Here is a 25,510-nt window from a genome sequence, read left to right on the forward strand (position 1 = left end):
ATGGAGCGGGTGAAGGGAATCGAACCCTCGTCGTCAGCTTGGGAAGCTGCTGCTCTACCATTGAGCTACACCCGCAAATCAATCACTTGGCTGCGACGTCACTGCAAATTTTACAGTCGATTTTACAGCAAGCTTGCTGGGGTATCCATGAGGCGGTTCAGATTTTCGGTCAATGGCTTCGTTCTAGGATTTAGCCGTACGGTACCCGCTTGAACCCAATGTCGGTCCGTTTGCGGCCTCTTCGGCAATGGTGACTCGGGCTTCAAGAGCCAACGAACGGATAGACCCGATGTCATTATGAGGTCTCTAGGATCAAGAATAGCGACCGGACCGCAGGAGCGGCAATCCATCTCCAAACTGTAGCCATGTCAGCGAAAATCACCGATGCCATGTAGCCGCTTGCTGTTCACGGTTTACGTCTCAACGACCAGACCAGTGCCGAGACGGCAGTCAGCAAGGCTGCAAAGGCAGCGACAATCGGGGCATCCAAAATAATCATGTCAATCTCCGAATCGGGATCGCCTATGTTTCACATTTGTTCCGAGTAGGAAAAATTGGAAACTGCCGCTAAGCTGGCGACATGCTTCTACTTGCCACCGCTGCACTCGCCGTCTGCTCGCCTGGCCCCCGCGACCACTGCGTCCATGATGGCGACACGGTTTGGATCGAAGGCGAAAAAATCCGCATCGCCGACATCGAGACGCCGGAATTGAACGGACAGTGTGCTTCTGAGCGAAACTTGGCGCTTAGCGCACGCAGTCGGCTGATTCAGCTTTTGAACGCTGGTCCGTTCACAATCAGCCGGTCTGGCAATGATCGCTACGGTCGGACGCTGGCTGTGCTGCATCGTTTAGGGCGATCGATTGGCGACCAGATCGTTTCGGAAGGGTTAGCTCGAACTTGGTCCGGCCGTCGCGAGCCGTGGTGCTAGATTAGTGAGTTTCGAGCGGGCCATCCTTTACGTCGAATTCAGCCTGCTCCTGGCCTTCCATATCTGGGTGCTGGTCTTAGCCGCGCGGTGGGTGTGGTCATGGCTGTGACGCGTGAACAGGAACTATGGGCCATGGCGCTCTGGGTCGATCGTGAACACGGCGAGGATGGCGAGAGGTTCATCGCCGAACGTGTCCTGCATTTTGACGCGGAAGGCGACCACGGAGGCAAGCAGCTCTGGAGGAATGTCGCGCGTCGATATGTTAAATTGAACGAGGCTGACGCCCCTTTGCCGCACTGAGACAAATGCGGGCGGTACAATTTTCGCCGATTCCGCATGTTGATCGCGAGCCTTCGGGACCAGAGGTTTGACTGAGAACACTCCCTCGGATCAGCGGAAGCCTTCGCAAGTTACCTGTCTTTTTGTTCTAGGCTTCGTGGACAAAGGGTATCCAGAGTTTCACTGAGGCCAGCGCGACGAAGCCCAGGTAGGACTCCCTGGTTTTGTCGTAGCGGGTGGCTACCCTTCGCCTTCTTGTTAATTTACCGCTAGAAAATTAGGAACCGAGGGCTCAGTTCAGGTCCTCTACGGAACGAAGCAGAACAGAGGTGAGTTAGTCGCATTGGGGTATTCACAACGATGACTGGGCTGTCAAAAGTGGGCGAGGACGCTGAGCTGCTCATCAAGAGTATCAAGGATTATGCGATCTATATGCTCGATCGCGAAGGGGTCGTAAAAAGTTGGAACCCGGGAGCAGAGCGCCTGAAAGGCTATAAGGCCGATGAAATTATCGGCCAGCACTTCTCTCGCTTCTATACTGACGAGGACCGCGATCGAACACTGCCAGACCGGGCGCTTCATCTGGCTCTGAAAGAAGGTCAGTATGAAGCAGAAGGTTGGCGGGTACGCAAAGATGGCAGCCGCTTCTGGGCTAACGCGGCAATCGAACCGATCTTCGAGGAAAATGGCGAACACATTGGTTTCGCAAAAAGCACCAGGGATTTGTCGGAAAGGAGGGCTGCTGAGCTTGCCTTGCGGGAAAGCGAGGAGCGATTTCGACTGCTTGTCCAAGGGGTAACAGATTACGCAATTTATATGCTCGATCCGACCGGGAAGGTGTCGAGTTGGAACGCTGGAGCCGAAAGGTTCAAAGGCTACAAAGCCGAAGAGATCATCGGACGTCATTTCTCACGCTTTTATACCGCAAAGGACCTTGAAGCAGGCATTCCCGAGCAGGCACTCGAAAAGGCCAGGACGGACGGTCGCTTCGAGGCCGAAGGCTGGCGTAAACGCAAAGATGGCAGTCGCTTCTGGGCGAGCGTGGTGATTGATCCGATACGCGGCGACGATGGCGAATTGAAGGGCTTCACCAAGATCACCCGAGATCTAACCGAACGCAAGTTAGCGCAGGAGGAACTTGACGCCTCTCGTGAGCAATTTTTCCAATCACAAAAGATGGAGGCAATCGGCCAGCTTACTGGAGGCGTAGCCCATGACTTCAATAACATTCTAGCCGCGATTTTGAGCAGCATAAGGCTGGCCAGGCGTCGGATCGAAAAGGGAGAAAACGCCGATGATTTTCTGAGCAATGCGGCGCACGCAGCAGAGCGAGGGGCGACCCTGACCCAACGAATGCTCGCGTTCGCAAGAAAGCAGGAATTAAAATTAGAGTCAGTGGACTTGAAGGCGTCCGTCAACGGAATGACGGAACTCCTTCAGCGCACGATCGGACCGAACATTTCAATCCATAGAAATTTCCCCAAGCATCTGTCACTTGTTACTGCCGACGCGGCCCAGATCGAGTTGGCGGTCATGAACCTGGTAGTTAATGCGCGGGACGCGATGCCGAATGGCGGCAATATCGTGATCACTGCAACTGAAGTTGCGCCGGAAGGAGATGGCGAAACTCTTGTCGAACTATTGGTCAGAGACACGGGCGAAGGCATGGATGCCGATACTCAAGCCCGAGCAATGGATCCGTTCTTTACAACGAAGGAGGTCGGCAAAGGCACCGGTCTAGGTCTTTCCATGGTCCGAGGCATGGTCGAGCAATGCGGAGGGCGCTTTTTGCTCGATAGCGTCCCTGGCGAAGGGACTACGGCAAGAATCCTATTGAAGATCGCGGAACAGAAACACTCGGAAGGACCAGAAAAACCTCCTGCGACAGAGCGATCGAATACCTCATTGCGTATCTTAGCTGTCGATGACGATGGCATCATTCTCCTCAATACAGCAACGATCCTGGAAGAGATGGGTTATCAGGTTTTTGAAGCCTCATCTGGCGCAGCAGCCTTGGAAATCCTCGAGAACGAAGAAATTGACCTCATGATCACAGATTATGCGATGCCAAGTATGACAGGGGCTGAATTGGCAGAGAGGGCAAGGGATCGTGACCCCGACTTAAAAATAATCATCGCATCAGGGTTTGCGGAACTGCCGGAGGGACGGGCTCAAAAACTACCTCGCCTTTCCAAGCCGTACACCGAGGATGAACTTGCAACTGCGATAAGCTCTCTTTGCTCTTGAAAGTTAGGCTTCGTGGACAAAGCTTGACCTGAGACTCGGGTGTTGATTCAAGGCTGCCTTTTGGAGGCGGCATTGGGCGAGCGGATTGGTGTTTCGGATGACGAGTGGGAGCTGATCGGCCCGCTGCTGCCGTCGGAGCGCGGGCGGGGTTGCCGGCCTGCGCAGGATAACCGCCGCTATTTCGAAGGCATGATGTGGATCGCCCGTACCGGTGCGCAGTGGCGGCATTTGCCGGATGAGTATGGCAAGTGGAACAGCGTCTTCCGGCGCTACCGAAGATGGGTCACGACCGGCGTGTTCGATGCCATGCTCGAGACGCTGGCCGAACTGGCGGGGCGCGATATAGCCGCCGATATGATCGACAGCACGGTGGTCCGAGCACATCATTGTGCAGTCGGCATAAAAAGGGGACTCAGCAAACAGAGGGGCTCGGCCGATCGCGAGGAGGCTTCACCACCAAGCCCCACGCCAGATGCGACGCCAGGGGGCTTCCGCTCGGCTTCGTGCTGACGCCCGGCCAGGCGCACGATGTACAGGGCTTCGCTCCGCTGTTCCGCATGATCGAGGGTCGGATCGAAGCGTTCCTCGCCGACCGCGGCTATGACGCCGATGCCATCCGCCAAGAGATCGCCGCTGCCGGCGTCGAAGCGGTCATCCCTGCAAAGGCCAACCGCCGCACGCCTGCTCCGCACGACCGCGCAAAGTACCGCTGGCGCAACCTGGTCGAGCGGCTGTTCAACAAGCTGAAGAACTGGCGAAGGGTAGCCACCCGCTACGACAAAACCAGGGAGTCCTACCTGGGCTTCGTCGCGCTGGCCTCAGTGAAACTCTGGATACCCTTTGTCCACGAAGCATAGCAACGCGTGCAATGGGAGCAGATGCAGCGCATTCCTCGATCGGCCGTTCGGCGCCTCGCCGTTCTCGCGCTCGACGTGCAAGAGGGCTACCGGGCGGCGGAGAAATCGCCGATCGAGCGCACCGCGGTGTATCGCCTGGCGCTCGGCTATCTGTTGTTGACCGGCTGCGCGACCGTAGGCCACCTATCGACCATCTGGAAGGTGCTCGGGCACGAGGGCAGTTTCAGCCTTCCTGCATGCCGCCAATCGCACTTCGGTGTAACAATCTACGGGATCCGGTTGAACGTCGACAAGAGGTTGGGGTAATTTGCTGGGCCGCCGAGTGACTGTAGCCAAGCCTTTGATAGTCCACTCTTTCATCCGCTCCGAACAAATGATAACTTTCGGGTATCGGATAGCGACGGGTCGAACGTCCGATATTGGGGACACAAAGACCGTGATTTTACCAAACTGGCAGACTCGTTGGTGAACGGCCCTTTGGCACATAACTCTAGATTATTTCCCTGGCGCGGACATTCGTTTGGCGAGAGAGCCAATCAGGGCGGCGTCGTCGACATAGACCCGCCGAATTGACGAAACCTTTTCCAGCGACCAACCCATAATTCCGGCCGCCTCGTCATCGGATAGGCCGTAATCAGCAAGCAACTGGGTGCAAAAGGTTCCCCGCAGGTCGTGCAGATGCTTTGCACTACGCGCCTCGGTATCGGGATTGATGTGTACCACTTGAGCTTGATCGCGGACACGGTTGAAGGAACCTCCGAACCCGTCAGCAGACCAAGGTTCGCCGAAACTGTTCACGAGCACCGTGCTGACCCCAGCATCACGCTTTCGGGTCCGCAGTTCATCCAGCAAAGCCCTCAAAGCCGGGACAATCGGAATGGTGACAAACTGACGTTTCTTGCGGCTCGTCTTCAAGGCGCGCTTCCTGATCGCGGTTTCACCAATGTGTTCCCATTCGAGTGTTACGAGGTCAGCCCGACGTAACCCGGTCAATGCGGCCAACCGTATACCGTCTGCCAGCTGCGGACGTTCAAGCTCCAGAGCCGTCGCAATGAACTTCTCAATGTCTTCGCCGGTCCAGATGATCTCGGCACGCTGGCCGTTTCGGTAAAGCGAGGGAATTCCGTTCGCGACATTCATAGCCACGCGTCCGCGAAGGCGGCCGAACTCAAGCAAAGCCCGCAGCGTCTGAACCCCGATATCAGCCGCGCGTGGGGTGGATGCGCGACTATCCCTCCAAGCCACCACCTTGGATACCATTCGTGGATCATCCCAAACCGAGAGAGGAATATCTCCCCATCGCTCCTCGATACGGTCGAGCGCCGACCCCCAGGTCTTCTTGGTGCTTTTCGCGAGAGCTTCCCATTCGGGGCTCGAAGGCCTTTCAGGATCTTCCGAGCGCCATTCGCGGATCAACGAACGAAGGATAGTCGGGTCAACGGAGCGCCGACTATCGAGTGCTGCCTTCAACGCACCCAGGTCCTGATGTGTCAGGACCGGTTTGGCCCGCCCCTGCACCCGCTTGATCCGCGGGCCTCCGCGCCACGCATAGACATACCAAGTCGTCGGCTGGCCTGCGCGTCTTACTGGAACAAAGTGAACACCCTCGATCATAGGCGGCCGGCAGCCTCCCAAGCGTCGAAGTCCGAATGTTCCTCTCTTTGCTCGCCAGTAGCCGGAAAGAGCCTTATTGTTCCGTCTGGCCGGCATTCGAGAGATCGGACCGCGAGCCCGCTTGCGCGCGCTGCCTCGACAGCCCGGACAATATCTGCCTTCCTGGCATACCTTCGGTTGGTCAGCTGGGTACCCATCTTCTAGGCGAGACCTTCGGCCAGAAACATGGAGAGGCCTGCCGTACGAATGGCGTTTAATTGACTTGATCGCCCAGCGCTGCCGACGCAGCGTGTTTGCGGTTCGGGAAGATCGTCGCTGTGCCTGCGGCCGAAGCCCGCAACCTCAGCAACAGTAAAGCAATCCAAACGCAACCGCGGCGTCAGCTGAAGCGCTGCTTCGAGCTTGTACGCCAACGGGTTAAGTAGATAGGCCCCTCTGTCAGCTCCGACGCGGAGAGCAAGGCGGCAGATTCGCCACTCGCTGAGCAGTGCAATAATTGCCTGGCGGGTAACCTCGAGTTCGGAGGCCTCGCGGCTCGCAAATTGCAGCTGTGCAGTGCGCTTGTCGTCGATCGCGATTTCGCCTGAACGCCCACGATAGAGCGTGACGATATCGAGGTTCGGCTTGCTGAAATTTATTGCTGTCGCACGAATCATTTGGATCCCCCTTTGGATCCAGAGCCGGAGATGCCTCGGTCTTTGGCCTCCCTTTCATGAAGTTGGCGGAAGTAGCTGCGTGCGAGTTGCCCCCCGAGAGGAACGCTTGCGGCAAGCACCTCCTGCCTCGGCGCGAGTTCAAGACACAGTTCTGCATAGAGGACAGTCTGCGCTGCCGAACGGAGAAGATCTCTCGTCCAGACATCGTTTGCGGGAATATCGGGCAATCGGACGGTGCATGATGCTTTATGGCACCATGCCGTAATCCGGCTGTCTTCAACCAGCACCATTTGGGTCGGGAAAGTAGACCGAAGACGATTGTAAATTCGGGTAGATACGTCTTCCGCCGAATTAGGATCGACGCGAAGGTAGACCTTCGAGATAACCGGAGGCTCGAGAATTGCCCTGAGCTGACCTATCAGTAGTGCAATATACTCCCAGTCGTCCTCGATCGGCCCGATAACGACATGCGCGTAACTCTCGAGCTTAGGGCTCGCGATCTTCCCTTCGCAAAGAGCGACGACAGCCAAGCCTTGACGAGATGCAGCCGCGCCTATGACGAGCCGGCGTGAGGAATCGGGATCGAGATGAATGTCCCAATGCTGTCCGAGGAAATCGCGATAGTCGAATGCGGGCTTGGGGTTCATGTCACGTCTCCTTCGAAGATCCGGTCTGACCTCGGAGGGACGGGAGAAACGTGTTGGCAACCGGCTTGCCGCATTGCCCCGCTCATTTGAGCCTCCCCACCAGATCGGTGATGTTTGTGCTTGGCTCAAGGTAGACCTCGGTAGTCCCGAGCTGCGCATGGCCCGCGAGCAACTGCACATCGCGAAGAGAGAATTGCTTGCCCAGGTTGCGTGCGAGATTGGTGATGAACGTCCGGCGGCCGGAATGGCTGGAATGCGCCGGCAAGCCTGCCCGCCGATAGAGATCCCAAATATAATTAGTCCAAGCGGTGATACTCTGCCGTCTCGGCGGATCACCTCTCCTCCAGGCCTGGCGCGAGAAGGTCACGAAGGGCATTTCCGGGTGAAGCACCATGAACCGTTCGACGGCAGACGAAATCTTCGGATGCATCGGAATATTCCGGCCCTTCTTCCCCTTGCCGACTGTGGGCCGGACAGTGACGGTGCTCGAGATCGATCCGTCCTTCTCGACGAGGTCGGCAATCGAGAGACGATTTATCTCGGCAGCGCGAAGGCCCGCGAGATATGAAAGGCGGAACGCGAGGCAATCTGCTGCAGGAGTGTTGGAACACTCCTCAATGTACTGCTCCATTTGCTTGATCTGTTGCGGGCTCAAAATGGGTGCCTTTTTCCCTGCTGCCTTCCGAGACCGGGCAGCTGACAGCTTCTCCTCGGCAAGTGCGAGCGCCAGCTCGCGGTAGCGACTATGTATGGTGCGTTTCAAAATTCCATGCTCCTTTTCTGTTTCGAATGAGCATGATCATTCAGATTTGGAGCAGTCACTCAAGTACCTGAAAATTTATTTTCTGCATTAAATCGCCCGTTAACCTTAACAGACGTAGATTTAATAAGAACTGGTCAGTATTATGGGGACTCTTTACTTTACACATGCTCCGTATTGGCCTGTTCTATATTTATTTTTTTATTCAATCCTGACAGATCGCCACGTTTGCGTGATCAAGCCCATGATACGACGCCAAGCGTCCCAATCTGGATCAGCTTTACGTAGGCCAAAGGGTGAGCGGTGCGCTTGTCCAGCGCGAATCAGAGTGCCGATGAGTGCTCTGCCACGGCCCAAGATTCCCGAACGGCTCCGGGTTTCGCCTCCGCCCATCAAGATCTTGAACTAACCGAGGAAATCGGTTTTTCTCGGTTTTCCCAGAAGAATCAGCAAAATCAGGCACTTATGGCGCTCGAAATGGGCAATTAAACCGCACCGACATAATTGGTTGCGGTGGCGAAATTAAATTGCGCGGAAGGGGTCTGGAGCGGGAGCTAAGCGAAACATTGGCCCTTTTCTCGGATAGAGGGACAGATTCTCTGTTTATTTTCAGATGTTTATCTGTCTGCCGATTTTCTCACTTTGCTGATCGCGTTTTCTCGCTTTGTCGGACTCACAGCTAGCCAGGTAAAACGCGCGACCGATGCCGGGCTGTGCTATTTTCTCATCCGGCCGCGCATCAAAGTCTTTCGGAAGAAAATGGAGTCTTTTCAGATTCTTACTTGACTCCTGAAGGCAATTCGACTATACTTCACAAGCTTTCGAATTGAAGGCCCTCCCCCAACTCTCGTTGTCCAGGTGCCTCCCGGCGGGAGTGCGTGTGGCGCGATCACTATATAGGAAAAGCTCTATGGGCTCCCACCGTGAGCAGCAGCACGCGCGCGTGCGCAAAATACATTCGGCGATCGTTCAACTCGCAGTTGAACAGGGGCAGTCAGTGCCCTGCAATTATCCCGGGGCTGCAATGAATGCGCTCCTGATCGATCTCGCGCCGCTGAGGATCGATATCCTTCCCGATCGTTTCCGTTGCTTCGCGGCAAAGTCTCGGACCATGATCGGAGAGTCGCTTCTCGAGCGGAAGGGCTGGAAGCACTACGACGTGAAGCTCTTCGGCGAGCGTCGCCTCTCTTTCAACGTCGATGACGACGGCGAGATCTCGATCTACCAGTTTAAGCCTGGCCGCTGGATGAAGGACTATTTCGATATTGATCCGGCCGGCGACCATACCTCTATCCTTCCCGGGCTCTTCCAGGATGATAATGACCCGACTTGGGTCGCGTTCAGGAACTCCGGTTTGTATAAATGGCCGCCAGAATTTCCCGAAGAGTCAGAATAAACCTGCCGTAACCGGTTAATGAGAGCCACATTGGCTGATTTTGGGGCCGATAGCGGTCTGTCCGGTATTAGTAGTGTGGCCCTGCATAGCCGACGTTCGGCTAACGACCCGATTGCGGACGTATCGCGATATGGTCCCGATCCTTGCGCGCTCGCGGTGACGCGTTGAAGTGACAAGGGCGCCTAGCGCGATTTTTCCCGTCTGGCCTAAAACCTGCGGGTGAACCCTATGCGCGTCTGGAAGTAGTTGTAGTCCACGCTCGCAACCGTGCTGTCGCCCGGTGTATTGGTGTAGATGAGATCGGCGTAAACCTGCCAGTTCTGGTCGTTACGCGGGCTGCGCACACGAACGTTGGCAAAGTCGGAGCGACGCCAGTTGCTCGTGGCATCGCGCTGAGCGCCGACGCCCAATGCGCCCACCAGTTCCCATCCGCCAACGAAGCGGCGCATCTGGATGACCGGCATCGCCTGCGCATACCAGCGCGGTGAGTAGTAATCGAATTCGCCGGGTTCCGTGGAGCGGAAATAGCGCGTTCGCAACTGCGCGCTTAGGCCGAGCTCTCTGTCGAGCACGTGCACGAAATTGCCGCGGGCATGAAGGCGCACGTTGTCTCCGGTGAACTCCTGCACACCTGCCAGCACGGTGAAAATGTTGTTCTCGTCAGCCGGAAGATCGATGGCTGCGCCAAGGAAGGTGGAATAGATGCCTTCGTCCAGCCCGCGCGGGGTGACGACGATGTCCCGCTCGATGAACGCCTCCTTGCGCCAGGCGGAGTTGTCGTGGATCGAGGCTGCACCGATGATGGTATCGCCGTCGGTGCCGATCAGGGCCGACCAGTCCCATTCTCCGCCAGCGTCCTGCGCGCGCAGAAACACGCGTTCGCGTTCGCGCGTGCCGGTGTCCGATGGGTCATACCACGCCTTCTCCAGGCGAATGCCATAGCGGGTGTCCTCCCCGCGATTGTCGAGATCGAAATCGAGGGCCGTGCGGACGATCTCGGTATCGTCGCTGTCGGAAGAAAAGAACACCTCGCCTCCCGCAGCGATGTCCGAGTCCAGCTCCTGCGCCGCTGCTTGCACGGCCAAGGGCAGCATCGCTAGCACGGCGGCGCCGCGAAGGGCGAAATTCAATTCCATTGTTTCCTCCTTCCGAAAAGCTCGGAAAAATAGCCCCACACGGAAACCGGCTGCATCAGCAGCGGATAGATGAAGGCGTAGAGAATGAAGCCGGGCAGGCTTTTCTTCATGGCCACGTCCATGCGGCGCAGCATCCGCGTCTGGATGCGGTAGATCACGATGTTCCAGAATGCCGCCAGCGGCAGCACCAGCAGCGTGATCGGCCCGGCCAGCCAGAAGATGCCGAGAAAGGCGAGGACGAGGCCGGGGATGAAGGCGAAGGTGAAAGTCAGGTCGATGCTGACGAACAGCAGGTTCCACCAGATGAACTGGGTGCGCATTCGTGGCATGGTGAGCAATGGCCGGTGCAGCGCGAGCGCCTCTATCATTCCGCGCGCCCATCGCTTGCGCTGCCGTGCCAAGCCGCCGAATGTGGCCGGAGCGTGGGTCCAGGCGATCGCGTCTTCCGCGTAACGCACGATCCTGCCTTCGCGAAGCAGGGACCATGTCAGCACGATGTCTTCGCCCACGGTATCCGGCCAGCCGCCAGCTGCGATTAGGGCTTCCTTGCGATAGATGGAAAAGGCACCCTGCGCGACGAGTGTGCCGTAATACATTCCCTGCATCCGCTTCACCGCGGCAATGCCGTGGAAATAGTCCCACTGCTGGGCGCGGGTGATCCAGCTTTCGTCGTAGTTGGCAACGAACACTGCCCCGGCAATGGCCACGGTTTCGGGCGGACTGGCTTCGAGATGCTCGACTAGCGAAGTAATGCAGTCCTTCTGCAGCAGGGTGTCAGCATCGATGGTGATGACGAGATCGTGGCTGGCGAGCTGGAGGGCATGGTTAAGCACGGCCGCCTTGCCGCGATTGCGCTCTTCCCGCACCAGTCGCAGCGTCTTGTTCGGCAGCCCGGCAAACAGCGCCTCGCATTCGCGCACGCGCTGGGGCGTCGCGTCGGTGGATCCGTCGTCCATCACCAGCACTTCCAGCGGCCCTGCATATTCCAATTCGGCCATGCTGCGCAGCGTTTTGCCGATCAGTTTCTCTTCTTGGTAGGCCGCTACGAAGATGCTGATCGCTGGCCATTGCTCCGGAGTTTTTCGGCGCGAACTGGGCCGCAGGACGAGGCTCACCAGCAGGAAGGCGTTCATGAAGCCGGGAACGTAGGCGATGAACGTCAGCACGAAAAGTGCGACGACAGGATGGGAAAGATTGCCCAGATCCTCCAGCCAAGGCAGCGACATCCAGATACTGAAAATCACCCATAGGGCTGCAAGGGCACTTCCAAGCAAGTAACGCCGCGCCGCCGCGTGCTGGCGTTTTCGCCAGAAGCGTTCGTTCTCGGCCTCCGCCGGACGCAGGTTGCGATCGTGATAGGTCATCGTCAGCCGCGTGCGATCGAAAGGCCGTAAAGTCAGCCGCGTGCGATCGAAAGGCCGTAAACGGCCCAGTAATCATGAACAGAAAGCCGGTGGCAAGGCCTCGTTGCGAGAACCCTCTTGGAAAGCAGGAGATCAGGGATGCAGGACACCATCCTAGAACGTATCATCGACAGCGTCATGGTTTTCGGCATCTTCGCCGCGAAGGCCGGCATCGCCTTCCTGGCGATCTGAGGCACGGCCTTTCCCGCGCGCTGCCAGTTCGCGGCCACTTTCGGTAATCTCATCGACAACACGCTTGAGATCGGGCGGATCGGCAACCCGCTCGTTTTTGGTTGCGAAATCCAGTGCCGACCACGCCCCCCACACGACGGCAAGCGCGCTTCCTGCGGCTACTGCGGCAAGCCCGAACACCTTTGCCGGGCGCAGGTTCGTATAGCGATGTTCCTCATGCGAGCCTTTCCGACCTCCAAACTGTGACAAATCTTCGACCCTTGATCGACGCGGAGTGTTTCACCCGCCAGTGACAAAAGGACGCTTCAACCCTGCTTTATTTCCCACATAAGTTAATTCAGCGTATTTGGCGCGTCCGCTTCCCACCCAATCACGGAAGATCCGCGCTTATGTGAGACAACCTAGAAGCGGTCGTTCAGGCCTGTTGACGTGCTCCCCTGATTGTTACCATTCAGAGGTAGAGTCCGACGCAAAAGAGTCGGACGACAATGAAGCGAAGTAGGTTTAACGAAGAGCAGATCATCGCGGTTTTGAAGGAGCAGGAGGCTGGCATGCCGACGGCGGAGGTATGCCGTCGTCATGGGATCAGCTCGGCGACGTTCTATTCCGCAGATTGCCATTTCTGAGATTTATCGCGTTAGCTAGTCAGTCAAATTAGCGAGACTAGCTGACAGAACGCGACGCTGAGTAGGCGGCCGCTCTCGGGCGATTCTCGAGGCCGTCGGAACGGCCGGAATTGGGGCGCTTTGCGGAATGGCAGGATTGGGGCCGCAAACCGACTGGCAGCTTTCAGTGGGGGAAACTCGAAAAGCTGCCTATCAATTGGTCGAAGGGTTTCAGATTTTACCAGTCAGCAGCTTGCTTCCATTGGCGCGCGTCCGGGTTACCAAGCTCAATCACACGGCTCTGCTAGTCCCACGAGATCACGCCATCCGCCGAACGCCAGCGCGCTGGCCGGATCATCTTTTCGTGTGCGATACGGACTGACCTGATCTCCGCCTCGATCTCTCGCCGCCAATGTGCGAGGAAATCGAACAGCACCGGGAAATCCGGTGCTGCATCGTATTCCTGCCAAGCATAGATCTGCAGGAGCGAAGGGTGATCCGGCATGAAATAGCAGATTTCTGCCGTGGTCAGCCCATATCCGTCCAGCTGAACCAGGAAAGCGCGATCGGTCATTGCAGCGTGGGCTGGCTGTCCGGGCCGTCGAGCGAGCGCAGCGCCGCGAATACGTCGTCAACGCAAACCGGACCTTTGAGTTCGGGGGGCTGGCGCATCGCCGGCGGGTTTTCGACGGTATGCCGATCGGACGCCCAGGAAGCCAGGATGGCTCGCTTCACTTCGGGCTCAAGCGAGGGATGATGCGCTACATCGAAGGGATGCAAATATCGTGCGAATGGTTGCGACATGGGAACATCCTCCTTTCTGCCTTGCCGCTGGTCACTAACAGCGGATTGCTCCGCTCGGCGTATTTTGTGAGTCGATTTCAGACCGTCAAGACCCTGATAAGGCCTCCGGAAAGCGCCCATTGGCAGTCGCAATCGGTGAGTGCCAAAAAATTTGATTTGGACCTCTTGAAGCCGTTTTCGCCAAAACTAGATCGCGAAATGCCTCCTGCCGATCATCCGGGGGAGGCGCTGTAAGTCATTTCGCTTTGTAATGGAGGTTATGCATGCATTTCCGACCTTTGCACGATCGCGTGCTGGTTCGCCGTATCGAGGCCGAAGAAAAGACGGCCGGCGGCATTATCATCCCTGACACCGCCAAGGAAAAGCCGATGGAAGGCGAAGTCGTCGCCATTGGCCCGGGGGCGCGTGACGATGCAGGGAAGCTGGTGGAACTCGCCGTCAAGGCGGGCGACCGCATCCTGTTCGGCAAGTGGTCCGGCACCGAAGTGCGGATCGACGGCGAGGACCTGCTCATCATGAAGGAGAGCGACATCCTCGGCATCATCGAAACTGCCGCCGAGCTCAAAAAGGCGGCGTAAGCAACCAACCCGATCTTCGGTTCAATCGAAAGAAGAGAAAGGAGCAGGCCAGATGGCTGCGAAAGAAGTAAAGTTTGCGTCGGATGCGCGTGATCGCATGCTCCGCGGCGTGGATACGCTTGCAAATGCGGTCAAGGTAACTCTCGGCCCCAAGGGCCGCAACGTGGTGATCGAGAAGAGCTTCGGTGCTCCTCGTATCACCAAGGATGGCGTCACTGTCGCCAAGGAAATCGAACTCAAGGACAAGTTCGAAAACATGGGCGCACAGATGCTGCGCGAAGTCGCCAGCAAGCAGAACGACAAGGCGGGTGATGGCACCACCACCGCCACCGTTCTTGCCCAGGCCATCGTGCGCGAAGGTGCCAAGGCGGTTGCTGCCGGCATGAATCCGATGGACCTGAAGCGCGGTATCGACCTCGCCGTCGGCACCGTGGTCAAGGACCTCGAAAGCCATGCCAAGAAGGTGTCCGCCAACAGCGAAATTGCACAGGTCGCGACCATTTCCGCCAATGGCGACGAAACCGTCGGTCGCATCCTTGCTGAAGCCATGGACAAAGTCGGCAACGAAGGCGTGATCACGGTCGAGGAAGCCAAGAGCCTCGAAACCGAGCTCGAAACGGTCGAAGGCATGCAGTTCGATCGCGGCTATCTCTCGCCCTACTTCGTGACCAACGCCGAAAAGCTGAAGGTGGAACTCGAGGATCCCTACATCCTCATCCATGAGAAGAAGCTGTCGAACCTGCAGGCGCTGATCCCGCTGCTCGAACAGGTCGTGCAGTCGGGCAAGCCGTTGCTGATCATCGCGGAGGATGTCGAAGGCGAAGCCCTGGCTACCCTAGTGGTCAACAAGCTGCGCGGCGGCCTCAAGGTCGCGGCGGTCAAGGCACCCGGCTTCGGCGATCGCCGCAAGGCCATGCTGGAGGATATTGCCATCCTCACCGCCGGCAATGTGGTCAGCGAGGAACTCGGCACCAAGCTGGAAAATGTCACAATCGGCATGCTCGGCCGGGCCAAGAAGGTCATCATCGACAAGGACAACACCACCATCGTCGATGGTGCCGGTAACAAGGCCGACATCGACGCCCGGGTCAACCAGATCCGCGCCCAGATCGAGACCACGACCAGCGACTACGACCGTGAAAAGCTGCAGGAACGCGTGGCTAAGTTGGCTGGCGGCGTTGCCGTCATCCGCGTCGGCGGTGCGACCGAAGTCGAGGTCAAGGAGCGCAAGGACCGTGTCGACGACGCGCTGCACGCAACCCGTGCTGCTGTCGAGGAAGGCATCCTGCCAGGTGGCGGTATCGCCCTGCTGCGCGCGCTCAAGTCGCTGGAGGGCCTCAAGGCCGCCAATGACGACCAGCAGTCGGGTATCGACATCGTTCGCCGCGCGCTGCGCGCCCCGGCTCGCCAGATCGCCGAAAACGCGGGCGAGGACGGTGCTTATATCGTCGGCAAGCTGCTCGAAGGCGACGACTACAACCATGGCTTCAACGCCGCGACCGGCGAATATGAAGACCTGGTGAAGTCGGGTGTCATCGATCCGGCGAAGGTGGTGCGCACGGCGCTGCAGGATGCGGCTTCGGTCGCCTCGCTGCTGATCACCACCGAGGCGCTGGTAGCCGAACTGCCCAAGGAAGACACGCCCGCACCGATGCCGGCGATGGACTTCTAATCCGGTGTGGAGAGCGCGGCATCAAGCTGCGCTCTCCCATCCGCCCGTGCACGGCAGTGCCCCTTGGATGCCTGCACACGCTGTTCGAAACCCGGCAGGCTCCCAACACGGCGACATCGGAAAATCGGTCGAATGAGAGAGGAGGAGATAATGACCGACAGGTTTCTGGACTATCTTGCACGCGAACATGCGCGGCTGGAGGACGAAATCCGGCTGGAAAGCAGGCGACCCCGGCCTGACGAAATTCTGATTGCCCGCCTGAAGAAGCTCAAACTGGCGCTCAAGGACCAGATGCAAAGCTGGACTTCCGATCACGCGAGCAGCGATCGGCTGACCGCGTAGACGGACTGCATCCAATCATATTCTCTCCTGGAAGAAGGCCAGGCGCACCTCTATCGGTGTGCCTGGTTTTCTCTTGCAAAGCACTGACAACAAACTCAGAAAAAATTTTTATCGGGCCTTGAAACCAATTGCGCGATTCCCAATTTTTTCAGTACCGGATGCCATAACGGATCCGGTTGGACAGAGGGCGTCGGCTCTTGGTTCCCGGCGCCTCTCATGCCCAGATTGCTCAACAAGGAGGATTTGGAAATGAGAACTGCATTTGATTTGACCCCCTATCGCCGCTCGACGGTCGGCTTCGATCGGCTTTTCGATGCGCTCGAGAACAGCTTCCGCGCGGAGACGCAGGATGGCTACCCACCCTTCGACATCGTCCGCACCGGCGAGGACAGTTACCGGATCACTCTGGCGGTGGCCGGCTTCCGTCCGGACGAAATAGATATCACTGCACAGCAGAACCAGCTCGTCATCTCCGGTCAGAAAGATGAGAAAGACGACGACGGTGTGGATTTCGTGCATCGCGGTATCGCTGCCCGCGCATTCGAGCGTCGATTCCAGCTGGCCGACTATGTCGAAGTGCGCGATGCGGACTATGAGCACGGCATGCTGACGATCTCGCTCCAGCGGATCGTCCCTGAATCGCTCAAGCCGCGCAAGATCGCCATCGGAAGCAGCAAGCATGTCAACGACGACACGCCGCAGCTGACTGAGGACAAGGCGGCCTGAGCCTCAATAACCGGGCACATTCTCGGCGGGGTGGGTGCAATCGCGCCTGCCCCGCTTGATGGGGTTTGCCAAGTGGGTAAGAGGCGAAGGACGATCCCCATCAAGGCGGTTTGATGGCGGCCGAGACGGCTGGTCTCACCGGTGGGACCGGCCAGTCTTCATGCATTAGCTTCCCGGTTCGAGTTTGAGCCTAAGCGTTCGCTCTTCGCCGCCGCGCATCAGCGTGAGTTCTACGCTTTGTCCGACGCGAAAGTCGTCAAGTCGGCCGAGCAGGTCGCCCACTCTGGAAACGGGTTTTCCATTCAGCGCTGTAACGATGTCACCAGGAGCCACGCCGCGGCTTGTACGCTGCGCTGCGACCAAACCGGCGCGCTCCGCTGCCGAGCCGGGGTCAACCCGCAGGACGAAAACCCCCTCGATCCCCGAAGCACGCTTGAGCCGGTCGTTGATACCATCATCACTCTCGATGCCAATGCTGGGCCGCGTATAGCGTCCCTCCGAAATGAGCTGCGGTACGACACGCATGACCGTGTCGACCGGTACAGCAAAACCGATGCCTGCCGATGCCCCAGAAGGACTGTAGATTGCGGTATTGATCCCGATCAGTCTGCCCGCTGAATCGAGCAGCGGACCGCCCGAATTGCCTGGGTTGATGGCCGCATCGGTCTGGATAAGGTTGCGAATGTCGGGGCCGTTCTCATTAGGCAGCGAGCGATCCAGTGCCGAGACGATTCCTTTAGTCAGGGTCCAGTCTAGGCCGAACGGGTTTCCAATCGCGAAGACATTCTGCCCGACTTGCAGATCATTGCTCGTGCCTATGGGGACCCGAGCGGGCGCTGTGAAACCTGCACCTCCGATCTTTAAAACAGCAAGGTCGTGCTGTGGGCTAGTACCCACCAGTGTGGCGGAAAACTGGCGACCGTCAGCAAGCTGTATTTGCGCTTCTGATGCACCCTCGATGACATGATAATTGGTGAGGATATGACCCGCCTCATCCCATACGAGGCCCGAACCCGACCCGCGCGGGACGCTATAGACATTACGTGTCCAGAAATCGGCAACTCTCTGCCGTGTCGATATGAAGACGACGGACTCTCGGGCATTGCGGAAAAGGTCGATATTGGCGCGTTCATCTGCAGCTAGGTCTCCACGCGGAGTGACCATCCGTGGCTCGGCCATCGGAGCCGACTGGTTGAAGAGTAACGATACTGTTGCAGCTAAAAGGAGGCCGTTCATTATGGTCAAGATCACTATCCAAGGACGCCAATTTGACGTTGGCTTCGTCGACTTTTGTCTCATCCCGGATAAATAGCGCCGGTTAGGTCAGGATCAACGCAATGCCTCCTCATTATTGGATCGACAGTAGTATCGACTAGATTCAATCCATCATGGAAATTGGCGAAGCCCATAACCAAGGCAAAGCTGGTAGTCCGCTTTCAGGCATCCTCTAAGAGGGCCCAAACGTCCGCAATGAGGGCGTATTCCGTTGAAAAAGTCGCCGATAGCTGCGCGGGAAGGTTCTGGATCGAGAGCGAGTGAGGTCGCTGCCTCTCTCAGGCGGTGGCGAGGCCCGGCATGGGCCGCATCTTGGCCAGTTTCCGTAGGTTCTGGGCTGCGGCGGCGAGGTGGAACTCGTCTTTTGCTCCGTTGGGACCACGCAGACGCAAGCGGTCCAGCTTCAGGATCCTCTTGAGGTGCGCAAAGAGCATCTCGACCTTCTTTCGCTGGCGACGTGAGACGAGATAGGCGTCACTTTTGGAGATATCGCGTGCCAGATCGCGTGCGCCTTCGTGGACCGAGCGCACGATCTTGCGGGTCGCCGTGCGGGGTGCGCAGCGCTGCTTGAGATTGCATGCCTGACAGTCCTTCTGGCTCGCACGGTAGCGGATGAAGCCATCGGCATTGGCCAGCGGGCGCCGTGTCTTGAAGTTGCGGTTGGATGGTCTCAGCTGCTTTCCGCCAGGGCAGAGGTAACTGTCGTCCTCGGCGTCATAGGTAAAGTCGGACCGCGCGAGGGTGCCGTCGCTGCGTGCAGAGTTGTCGAACACGGGGATATGGGGCTCGATACCCTTGTCCTCGACCAGCCATGCAAGGTTCGGCGCCGAGCCATAAGCAGTGTCGGCCACGAGCTTCTCGGGCCACAAGCCGAAGCGTTCCTGCGTTCGCTCGATCATCCTTCGCTGCGCAAGCACCTCAGCCTGCCGCACCGATGTCGTCGCCTCCACATCGACGATCACCGCGTGATCAAGGTCGATCAGATAGTTGGTGGAGTAGGAGTAGAAGGCCGCCTCGCGCGTCGCCGCAGTCCAGCGCGCAGCTGGATCGGTGAGGTTGATCCGCTTCGGCTCGACAGGCGTGGCTCCGCCAAAGGCTGCATCATCAAGCACCTCGAGATACTCAGCGACTGCACGACCGGCAGCTTCGGGCGGGAGACCTTCTTCCCCCGGAACCGAACGCTGGCGGTGAACATCGGCGCGGATCAGGCTCGCGTCGACAGCGAAGCCTTCTGCTCCCACCAGTCCCTCGGCCATGCAGCGCTCGACGGTCATCTCGAACAGCTTGCGCAGCAGGTCGCTGTCACGGAACCGGCCGTGCCGGTTCTTGGAGAAGGCGGAGTGATCGGGCACCGACCCCTCGAGATCGAGCCGGCAGAACCAGCGATAGGCAAGGTTGAGGTGCACCTCCTCGCACAAGCGGCGCTCCGAGCGTATGCCCATGCAATAGCCAATGAGGAGCCTCCGGATCATCAGTTCAGGATCAACCGAAGGTCGCCCAGTCGAGCTGTAGAACGGCTTCAGCTGCTCTCGGATCTCCGTCAGATCGACGAACCGGTCAACCGAGCGCAGCAAGTGATCCTGCGGCACATGATCCTCAATGCGGAAGCTGTAAAACAGCGCCTCCTGCATCACCGTCCGCTCGCCCATCATCAGTCCGTCTCCGCGTGGTTGCAGAAACACTGGAGCCGAAGGCGTGCAGAGCACAATCAATAGTTTAGCCCCGCCGCAAGGGGGAGTTTTTCAACAGAATAAGGGCGCAAAGCAGACCTGTCAGCCGATCCAAACGGTCTGAATCAGACAATCGTTTGGTTGACCCCCGTCTTTCGCCAATCCAGTCCGGAGAATTTTACAGCAATCAATTAAGTTATTGATTTCAGGAGTGTCAGTCTGACGGGGTTTTACAGCCAAACCCACGTGGTCCCAACAAAGTCAATAGCTTGGGAAGCTGCTGCTCTACCATTGAGCTACACCCGCGCGCCGGACGGCGGCATTTGCCGCAGCGCGAGTCCAAGGTCAACGCGAGAAAACGCGTTCATCATATCGGTGTGGAGCTTGCGGACTGACGGCTTGGCGTCCGCAGGCGGAAGACGCTAGGCAGGCGCGCAAGATAACAGACGGGACACAAAACGCATCATGATCAGCGACGATCGCATCATCCTCGGCCTGCTGGGCGCCTTGCTCGCCTTCGTTTTCGCGACGCGCGACCGGCCGGGCTGGCAGCGGTTTTACGTCTTCGTGCCGATCATTCTCGTCTGCTACCTCGTCCCGTCGCTGTTCGTGACCACCGGGCTGATCGACACGAGCGAAAGCCAGCTCTGGCCGGTCGCAAAGGACTACTTCCTGCCCGCCGCCTTGTTCCTGATGACGCTGAGCATCGACATCAAGGGCATCCTCGGCCTCGGCAACAAGGCGATCATCATGTTCCTGACTGCTACGGTCGGGATCATCCTGGGCGGGCCGCTGGCGCTATGGATCGTCGCGCAGTTCGAGCCTTCGGTGATCGGATCGGGCGACACTGCGGCCTGGCGCGGGCTGGCGACGCTGGCGGGCAGCTGGATCGGCGGCGGCGCGAACCAGACCGCCATGCTCGAAGTCTATGGCTATCCGCTGGAGGGCTTTGCGGCGCTGCTGGCGGTCGACATCATCGTCGCGGAAATCTGGATGATCTTCCTGCTCTACGGCGCCGGAGCGACCGAGCGAGTCGACCGCTGGCTGGGCGCGGACAGTTCCTCCATCGCCCGGCTGCGCGACAGCATGGCGGATTATTCCGAACGCATCGAGCGCGTGGCCAAGGCCAATGACTACGTGCTGCTGTTCGGCGCAACCATGGCCGTCGTCGGCGCGTCGCACCTGCTCGGCGGATGGATCGGAGGCCGGTTTGCCAGCGTCCAGGGCGAGGACGCGACGCTGGCGAGCGAGTTCTTCTGGGTGGTCGTCATCTCCACCACCGCCGGCCTCGCCGCCAGCTTCACCCGCGCCCGCGAACTGGAGGGCATCGGCGCGAGCAAGTTCGGTGTCCTCTTCATCTTCCTGCTGGTGGCGATCATCGGCACGCGGATGGACGTGACCAAGATCATGGACGCCCCCGCCTTCATGGCCATCGGCGCGATCTGGATGCTGTTTCACATCGTATTGCTGCTGGTGGTCGCCAAGATCATCAAGGCGCCGTTTTTCTTCGTCGCGGTCGGCAGCAAGGCCAATGTCGGCGGGGCGGCGAGCGCGCCGGTGGTGGCGGCCGCCTTTCATCCGGCGCTTGCCCCGGTCGGCGTGCTGCTCGCCGTGCTCGGCTATGCTCTCGGCACCTATGGCGCGATCCTTTGCGCGCAGATGATGGCGGCAGTCGGTTAGCCGCAAGCGATGCCGGTTTCATTTGATACCGGTTGATTTCGCAACCTTGGCTTGCCAGAGCCGTTGGCACGAAAAGAGAGGAATCTTTTATGCGCCAAGTCGACCATTTCATCGCCGGGGATAGCCCCGCCGCCACTCGCAAGCACAAGATCTGGAACCCGTCGACGGGCGAGATCCAGGCCGAAGTCGCGCTGGGCGATGTCGCGCTGCTGCAGAAGGCCGTCGTTGCCGCGAAAAAGGTCCAGCCCGAATGGGCGGCGACCAATCCGCAGCGACGTGCGCGCGTCATGTTCGAGTTCAAGCAACTGGTCGAAGCGAACAAGCAGGAGCTGGCCGAGCTGCTCTCCAGCGAACATGGCAAGGTCGTCGAGGATGCGCATGGCGACGTGCAGCGCGGGCTCGAAGTGATCGAATTCGCCTGCGGCATTCCGCAGGCGCTGAAGGGCGAATACACGCAAGGGGCAGGCCCCGGCATCGATGTCTATTCGATGCGCCAGCCGCTCGGCATCGGTGCAGGCATCACCCCGTTCAACTTCCCCGCCATGATCCCGATGTGGATGTTCGGCATGGCGATCGCGGCGGGCAATGCCTTCATCCTCAAGCCGTCGGAACGCGATCCGAGCGTTCCGGTGCGGCTCGCCGAACTCTTCCTCGAGGCGGGCGCGCCCGAGGGGCTGCTGCAGGTCGTCCATGGCGACAAGGAAATGGTCGATGCGATCCTCGACCATCCCGACATTCCGGCGATCAGCTTCGTCGGCTCCTCCGACATCGCGCAGTATATCTACTCGCGCGGCACGGCGAATGCGAAGCGCGTTCAGGCTTTCGGCGGCGCGAAGAACCACGGCATCGTCATGCCCGACGCCGATCTCGACCAAGTGGTGAACGACCTTGCCGGTGCCGCCTTCGGTTCGGCGGGCGAGCGCTGCATGGCGCTGCCCGTCGTCGTCCCCGTGGGCGAAGACACGGCCGACAAGCTGCGCGAGAAACTGATCCCCGCGATCAACGGTCTGCGTGTCGGCGTCTCGAACGATCCCGACGCGCATTACGGCCCCGTCGTCACGCCCGAGCACAAGGCGCGCGTCGAAGGCTGGATCGACACGGCCGAGAAGGAAGGCGCGGAAGTCGTCATCGACGGACGTGGCTTCAGCCTTCAGGGCCATGAGGACGGCTTTTTCGTCGGCCCGACGTTGCTTGATCGCGTCACGCCCGACATGGAAAGCTACAAGGAAGAGATCTTCGGCCCCGTCCTCCAGATCGTGCGCGCGAAGGATTTCGAGGAAGCGGTCAAGCTGCCGAGCGAGCACCAGTACGGCAACGGCGTCGCCATCTTCACCCGCAACGGCCACGCGGCGCGCGAATTCGCGAACCGCGTGAATGTGGGCATGGTCGGCATCAACGTGCCGATCCCCGTGCCGGTCAGCTACCACAGCTTCGGCGGCTGGAAGCGCTCCGGTTTCGGGGACATCGACCAGTACGGCATGGAAGGCCTGAAGTTCTGGACCAAGGCCAAGAAGGTCACCCAGCGCTGGCCCGACGGCGGCGGCGACGGCACCAACGCCTTCGTTATCCCGACCATGGGCTGATACATGACCCGCTTAGCCCTCGCATCGCTTGCCGTGTTCGCGGTGCTCGCCTGTTCGCCCGGCCAGACCACGCCGGACGATCCCGCCCCGCAGCAGACCGCCATCCCGGTCGAGCCCGATAGCAGCATCGGCGACGGCGGACCGCCTTTGCCTGAGCTTATCGGCACAATCCCGCCACGCTTTCGCGGGGTGTGGGATTATGTCGAAGGAAGCTGCGCCCCGGCGTCCGACCTGCGGCTCGAGGTTGGCGAGGACTCGATCACCTTCTATGAATCCGCGGGTCAGTTGACCGGTATCGAGGACAGCGGGACCGGGAGCGTGATCGTCACGCTCGCCATGGAAGGCGAAGGTGAAACGTGGGAAGAGCGCCGCGAGCTGGTACTTGAAGACGGCGGAGCGCGGCTGCTTGTCCTGGACCCGGCCGACTCGAGTGCCGGCCGCGATTTGCCGCGCAAGCGCTGCGATAACTGAGGAGGACGAAATGCGTAGTCTGTTTCTAGGTGTTGTGGCACTGCCTCTCGCTGCGTGCGCAGGAACATACGGAGAAGCACCGGGCTCAGTCCCGGCAAACGAAGCCGGCGGCGAATGCGATGCCCAGCCGGTCCAGTATCATATCGGGCACGAGGCGAGCACCGAAATGGGTGCCACCATACTGCGAGAGAGTGGCGCGCAAACGCTGCGCTGGGGCCCGCCGAACTCTGCGTGGACGATGGACTACCGGACCGATCGCGTAAACGTGCGCTATGACGAAAGCCGCAAGATCATCGAGATCACCTGCGGGTGAACTATCGCCGCCACGCCTTCACCGGCTCTCCGTTCGAAGCGCAGTTCGGCTTCGCTCGCGCGGTTCGCGACGGCAACCGGATCATCGTTGCCGGCACCGGCCCGGTGGAAGACGACGGTTCGAGCACGCAAGGCGGTGCTGCCGAACAGGCGGAGCGCTGCTGCACCCTGATCCTTCGCGCGATCGAGGAATTCGGCGGGTCGGCAAGCGACGTGATCCGCACGCGCATGTTCCTGACCGACCCGGCCGATCAGGACGCAGTGGGGGAGGTCCACGCCCGCTACTTCGGCGAGGCGCGCGCCGCCGCAACAATGGTAGGCTGCGCATGGCTTTGCCGACCGGAATGGAAAGTCGAAATCGAGGCCGAGGCAATCGTTCGCGACTGACCGGCCTCGCCCCTTCCCTTGCCCCCGCCAGAGGGCTAGAGCGCACCGCATGACAGGACAATTCCAGCTTACCGACGACCAGCTGGCCATCCAGGAAATGGCCCAGCGTTTTACCGCCGACAACATCACGCCGCATGCGGGCGAGTGGGACGAGAAAAGCCACTTCCCGCGCGAGGTGATCAAGCAGACCGCCGAACTCGGTTTCGGCGCGATCTACGTCTCGGAAGAAAGCGGCGGCATCGGCCTCGGCCGGCTCGAGGCGGCGCTGATCATGGAAGCCATGGCCTATGGCTGCCCGACCACCAGTGCCTTCATCTCGATCCACAACATGGCCAGCTGGATGATCGACCGCTTCGGCGGCGAAGGCGTGAAGGAAAAATACCTTTCCGACCTCGTCACCATGGAAAAGATCGCCAGCTACTGCCTGACCGAACCGGGCAGCGGATCGGATGCCGCGGGCCTCAAGACCAGCGCGGTGCTGGATGGCGACCATTATGTGCTGAACGGCACCAAGCAGTTCATCTCCGGCGGCGGCGTGAACGATGTCTATGTCACCATGGTCCGCACCTCCGACCACAAGACCAAGGGCATCACCTGCCTCGTGATCGACAAGGACACGCCGGGCGTTTCCTTCGGCGCACCGGAAAAGAAGCTCGGCTGGAATGCTTCCCCCACCGCGCAGGTCATCTTCGAGGATGCCCGCGTGCCGGTGGAGAACCGGGTCGGCGACGAAGGCGAGGGCTTCCGCTTCGCCATGATGGGTCTCGACGGGGGACGCCTCAACATCGGCGCCTGCTCGCTCGGCGGCGCGCAGCGCTGCCTAGACGAGGCAGTGGCCTACACCAAAGATCGCCAGCAGTTCGACACGCCGATCGCGGAGTTCCAGAATACGCAGTTCATGCTGGCTGATATGGCAACCGATCTGGAGGCCGCACGCGCCCTCCTGTACCTCGCCGCCGCCAAGGTCACCGACAACGCGCCGGACAAGTCGCGCTTTTCGGCCATGGCGAAGCGGCTGGCGACCGACAATGGCAGCAGGGTCGTCAACGACGCGCTGCAGCTGTTCGGTGGCTATGGTTATCTCAAGGACTATCCGATCGAGCGCTTCTGGCGCGATCTGCGGGTGCACTCGATCCTCGAAGGCACCAACCAGGTCATGCGCATGATCGTCGGCCGGGATTTGCTGAGGCAGTAGGAGGCAGCTTTGGATCTAACGTCAGCTCTTTTGCTCATACTGATCGGCAGTGTCGTGTTTTACGGTCACAATATTCTCAAGGAAATGCGGGG

Annotated in this window: 26 protein-coding genes, 1 tRNA gene and 2 pseudogenes; 17 read left to right on the forward strand and 12 right to left on the reverse strand. The window is 59.3% G+C overall.

Annotated features, from left to right (window positions below; translation table 11 throughout):
* Position 1 precedes the first annotated feature (1 nt).
* Positions 2 to 75, reverse strand: a tRNA-Gly gene (locus tag ACSH0F_RS00445).
* A gap of 505 nt (positions 76 to 580) precedes the next feature.
* Between ACSH0F_RS00445 and ACSH0F_RS00450 the strand changes: the two genes are divergently transcribed.
* The 5 genes and pseudogenes from ACSH0F_RS00450 to ACSH0F_RS00470 all read left to right on the forward strand — a co-directional run bounded on the left by ACSH0F_RS00450 (position 581) and on the right by ACSH0F_RS00470 (position 4,620).
* Positions 581 to 931, forward strand: coding sequence for a thermonuclease family protein (locus ACSH0F_RS00450; protein WP_435198867.1), 351 nt, complete (start codon positions 581 to 583; stop codon positions 929 to 931).
* Between the two features lie 99 nt (positions 932 to 1,030).
* Positions 1,031 to 1,231, forward strand: coding sequence for a DUF6961 family protein (locus ACSH0F_RS00455; protein WP_435198869.1), 201 nt, complete (start codon positions 1,031 to 1,033; stop codon positions 1,229 to 1,231).
* A gap of 339 nt (positions 1,232 to 1,570) precedes the next feature.
* A complete protein-coding gene (locus ACSH0F_RS00460; protein WP_435198871.1) occupies positions 1,571 to 3,457 on the forward strand; it encodes a PAS domain S-box protein in 1,887 nt (628 codons plus the stop codon).
* 39 nt (positions 3,458 to 3,496) lie between these two features.
* Positions 3,497 to 4,314 (forward strand): annotated as a pseudogene (locus ACSH0F_RS00465) (IS5 family transposase).
* A gap of 21 nt (positions 4,315 to 4,335) precedes the next feature.
* Positions 4,336 to 4,620, forward strand: a complete 285-nt coding sequence (locus tag ACSH0F_RS00470) for a hypothetical protein (RefSeq protein WP_435198873.1) — start codon at positions 4,336 to 4,338, stop codon at positions 4,618 to 4,620.
* A gap of 189 nt (positions 4,621 to 4,809) precedes the next feature.
* Here ACSH0F_RS00470 and ACSH0F_RS00475 read toward each other — a convergent pair whose 3' ends face one another.
* The 4 genes from ACSH0F_RS00475 to ACSH0F_RS00490 all read right to left on the reverse strand — a co-directional run bounded on the left by ACSH0F_RS00475 (position 4,810) and on the right by ACSH0F_RS00490 (position 7,994).
* Positions 4,810 to 5,928, reverse strand: a complete 1,119-nt coding sequence (locus ACSH0F_RS00475) for a tyrosine-type recombinase/integrase (RefSeq protein WP_435198875.1) — start codon at positions 5,926 to 5,928, stop codon at positions 4,810 to 4,812.
* Between the two features lie 200 nt (positions 5,929 to 6,128).
* On the reverse strand, positions 6,129 to 6,584 hold the full coding sequence (locus ACSH0F_RS00480) for a hypothetical protein (RefSeq protein ID WP_435198877.1): 456 nt from the start codon (positions 6,582 to 6,584) through the stop codon (positions 6,129 to 6,131).
* Positions 6,581 to 7,231, reverse strand: coding sequence for a hypothetical protein (locus ACSH0F_RS00485; RefSeq protein ID WP_435198879.1), 651 nt, complete (start codon positions 7,229 to 7,231; stop codon positions 6,581 to 6,583). The genes ACSH0F_RS00480 and ACSH0F_RS00485 overlap by 4 nt, the downstream gene beginning before the upstream one ends.
* Positions 7,232 to 7,313: 82 nt before the next feature.
* Positions 7,314 to 7,994, reverse strand: a complete 681-nt coding sequence (locus tag ACSH0F_RS00490) for a tyrosine-type recombinase/integrase (protein WP_435198881.1) — start codon at positions 7,992 to 7,994, stop codon at positions 7,314 to 7,316.
* 907 nt (positions 7,995 to 8,901) lie between these two features.
* On the opposite strand from ACSH0F_RS00490, the gene ACSH0F_RS00495 reads away from it, so the two are divergent.
* Entirely contained in the window at positions 8,902 to 9,387 is a 486-nt protein-coding gene (locus ACSH0F_RS00495; protein ID WP_435198883.1) for a hypothetical protein, read from the forward strand.
* Positions 9,388 to 9,593: 206 nt separating this feature from the next.
* On the opposite strand, the gene ACSH0F_RS00500 is transcribed toward ACSH0F_RS00495, so the two are convergent.
* From ACSH0F_RS00500 to ACSH0F_RS00510, 3 genes are all read right to left on the reverse strand, one after another.
* Entirely contained in the window at positions 9,594 to 10,523 is a 930-nt protein-coding gene (locus ACSH0F_RS00500; protein ID WP_435198885.1) for a hypothetical protein, read from the reverse strand.
* Positions 10,514 to 11,887: a glycosyltransferase gene (locus ACSH0F_RS00505; protein WP_435198887.1), complete on the reverse strand. Its 1,374-nt coding sequence runs from the start codon at positions 11,885 to 11,887 to the stop codon at positions 10,514 to 10,516. The genes ACSH0F_RS00500 and ACSH0F_RS00505 overlap by 10 nt, the downstream gene beginning before the upstream one ends.
* Positions 11,888 to 12,040: 153 nt before the next feature.
* A complete protein-coding gene (locus ACSH0F_RS00510) occupies positions 12,041 to 12,367 on the reverse strand; it encodes a hypothetical protein (RefSeq protein ID WP_435198889.1) in 327 nt (108 codons plus the stop codon).
* A gap of 239 nt (positions 12,368 to 12,606) precedes the next feature.
* On the opposite strand from ACSH0F_RS00510, the pseudogene ACSH0F_RS00515 reads away from it, so the two are divergent.
* Positions 12,607 to 12,723, forward strand: a pseudogene (locus ACSH0F_RS00515) (transposase); the annotation flags it as partial.
* Positions 12,724 to 13,027: 304 nt separating this feature from the next.
* Here ACSH0F_RS00515 and ACSH0F_RS00520 read toward each other — a convergent pair.
* On the reverse strand, positions 13,028 to 13,297 hold the full coding sequence (locus ACSH0F_RS00520; protein ID WP_435198891.1) for an usg protein: 270 nt from the start codon (positions 13,295 to 13,297) through the stop codon (positions 13,028 to 13,030).
* On the reverse strand, positions 13,294 to 13,527 hold the full coding sequence (locus ACSH0F_RS00525) for a hypothetical protein (protein WP_435198893.1): 234 nt from the start codon (positions 13,525 to 13,527) through the stop codon (positions 13,294 to 13,296). Before ACSH0F_RS00525 ends, ACSH0F_RS00520 begins: the two co-directional genes overlap by 4 nt.
* Before the next feature lie 263 nt (positions 13,528 to 13,790).
* Here ACSH0F_RS00525 and groES point away from each other — a divergent pair, with 263 nt between their 5' ends.
* The 4 genes from groES (at position 13,791) to ACSH0F_RS00545 (ending at position 16,845) form a co-directional block, all read left to right on the forward strand.
* On the forward strand, positions 13,791 to 14,105 hold the full coding sequence (gene groES, locus ACSH0F_RS00530) for a co-chaperone GroES (RefSeq protein WP_435198895.1): 315 nt from the start codon (positions 13,791 to 13,793) through the stop codon (positions 14,103 to 14,105).
* A 52-nt stretch (positions 14,106 to 14,157) separates the two neighbouring features.
* Positions 14,158 to 15,777, forward strand: coding sequence for a chaperonin GroEL (gene groL, locus ACSH0F_RS00535; protein ID WP_160607421.1), 1,620 nt, complete (start codon positions 14,158 to 14,160; stop codon positions 15,775 to 15,777).
* Positions 15,778 to 15,927: 150 nt separating this feature from the next.
* Positions 15,928 to 16,119 (forward strand): DUF465 domain-containing protein, encoded by a 192-nt coding sequence (locus ACSH0F_RS00540; RefSeq protein WP_435198897.1) that lies wholly within the window; start codon positions 15,928 to 15,930, stop codon positions 16,117 to 16,119.
* A gap of 249 nt (positions 16,120 to 16,368) precedes the next feature.
* Positions 16,369 to 16,845, forward strand: coding sequence for an Hsp20 family protein (locus ACSH0F_RS00545; protein WP_435198899.1), 477 nt, complete (start codon positions 16,369 to 16,371; stop codon positions 16,843 to 16,845).
* Positions 16,846 to 17,010: 165 nt separating this feature from the next.
* Here ACSH0F_RS00545 and ACSH0F_RS00550 read toward each other — a convergent pair whose 3' ends face one another.
* Positions 17,011 to 18,081, reverse strand: a complete 1,071-nt coding sequence (locus tag ACSH0F_RS00550) for a S1C family serine protease (protein ID WP_435200493.1) — start codon at positions 18,079 to 18,081, stop codon at positions 17,011 to 17,013.
* A gap of 317 nt (positions 18,082 to 18,398) precedes the next feature.
* The gene (locus ACSH0F_RS00555; protein ID WP_435200495.1) at positions 18,399 to 19,772 is read right to left on the reverse strand and encodes a transposase; all 1,374 of its coding nucleotides are present in this window, start codon (positions 19,770 to 19,772) and stop codon (positions 18,399 to 18,401) included.
* Positions 19,773 to 20,255: 483 nt separating this feature from the next.
* Between ACSH0F_RS00555 and ACSH0F_RS00560 the strand changes: the two genes are divergently transcribed.
* From ACSH0F_RS00560 to ACSH0F_RS00585, 6 genes are all read left to right on the forward strand, one after another.
* Positions 20,256 to 21,470 carry a DUF819 domain-containing protein gene (locus ACSH0F_RS00560; RefSeq protein WP_435198901.1) on the forward strand — a complete coding sequence of 405 codons (1,215 nt, stop codon included), beginning with the start codon at positions 20,256 to 20,258 and terminating at the stop codon, positions 21,468 to 21,470.
* An 89-nt stretch (positions 21,471 to 21,559) separates the two neighbouring features.
* Complete coding sequence (locus ACSH0F_RS00565; protein WP_435198903.1) at positions 21,560 to 23,053, forward strand: CoA-acylating methylmalonate-semialdehyde dehydrogenase; 1,494 nt, start codon at positions 21,560 to 21,562, stop codon at positions 23,051 to 23,053.
* 3 nt (positions 23,054 to 23,056) lie between these two features.
* Positions 23,057 to 23,524, forward strand: a complete 468-nt coding sequence (locus ACSH0F_RS00570) for a hypothetical protein (protein WP_435198905.1) — start codon at positions 23,057 to 23,059, stop codon at positions 23,522 to 23,524.
* Positions 23,525 to 23,534: 10 nt separating this feature from the next.
* Positions 23,535 to 23,837 (forward strand): I78 family peptidase inhibitor, encoded by a 303-nt coding sequence (locus ACSH0F_RS00575; RefSeq protein ID WP_435198907.1) that lies wholly within the window; start codon positions 23,535 to 23,537, stop codon positions 23,835 to 23,837.
* Positions 23,834 to 24,223 (forward strand): RidA family protein, encoded by a 390-nt coding sequence (locus ACSH0F_RS00580; RefSeq protein WP_435198909.1) that lies wholly within the window; start codon positions 23,834 to 23,836, stop codon positions 24,221 to 24,223. Before ACSH0F_RS00575 ends, ACSH0F_RS00580 begins: the two co-directional genes overlap by 4 nt.
* A gap of 49 nt (positions 24,224 to 24,272) precedes the next feature.
* Positions 24,273 to 25,418, forward strand: coding sequence for an acyl-CoA dehydrogenase family protein (locus tag ACSH0F_RS00585; RefSeq protein ID WP_435198911.1), 1,146 nt, complete (start codon positions 24,273 to 24,275; stop codon positions 25,416 to 25,418).
* Positions 25,419 to 25,510: the final 92 nt, after the last annotated feature.

It is taken from the genome of Qipengyuania sp. 902, from assembly GCF_051195295.1.
Classification (GTDB): Bacteria; Pseudomonadota; Alphaproteobacteria; order Sphingomonadales; family Sphingomonadaceae; genus Qipengyuania.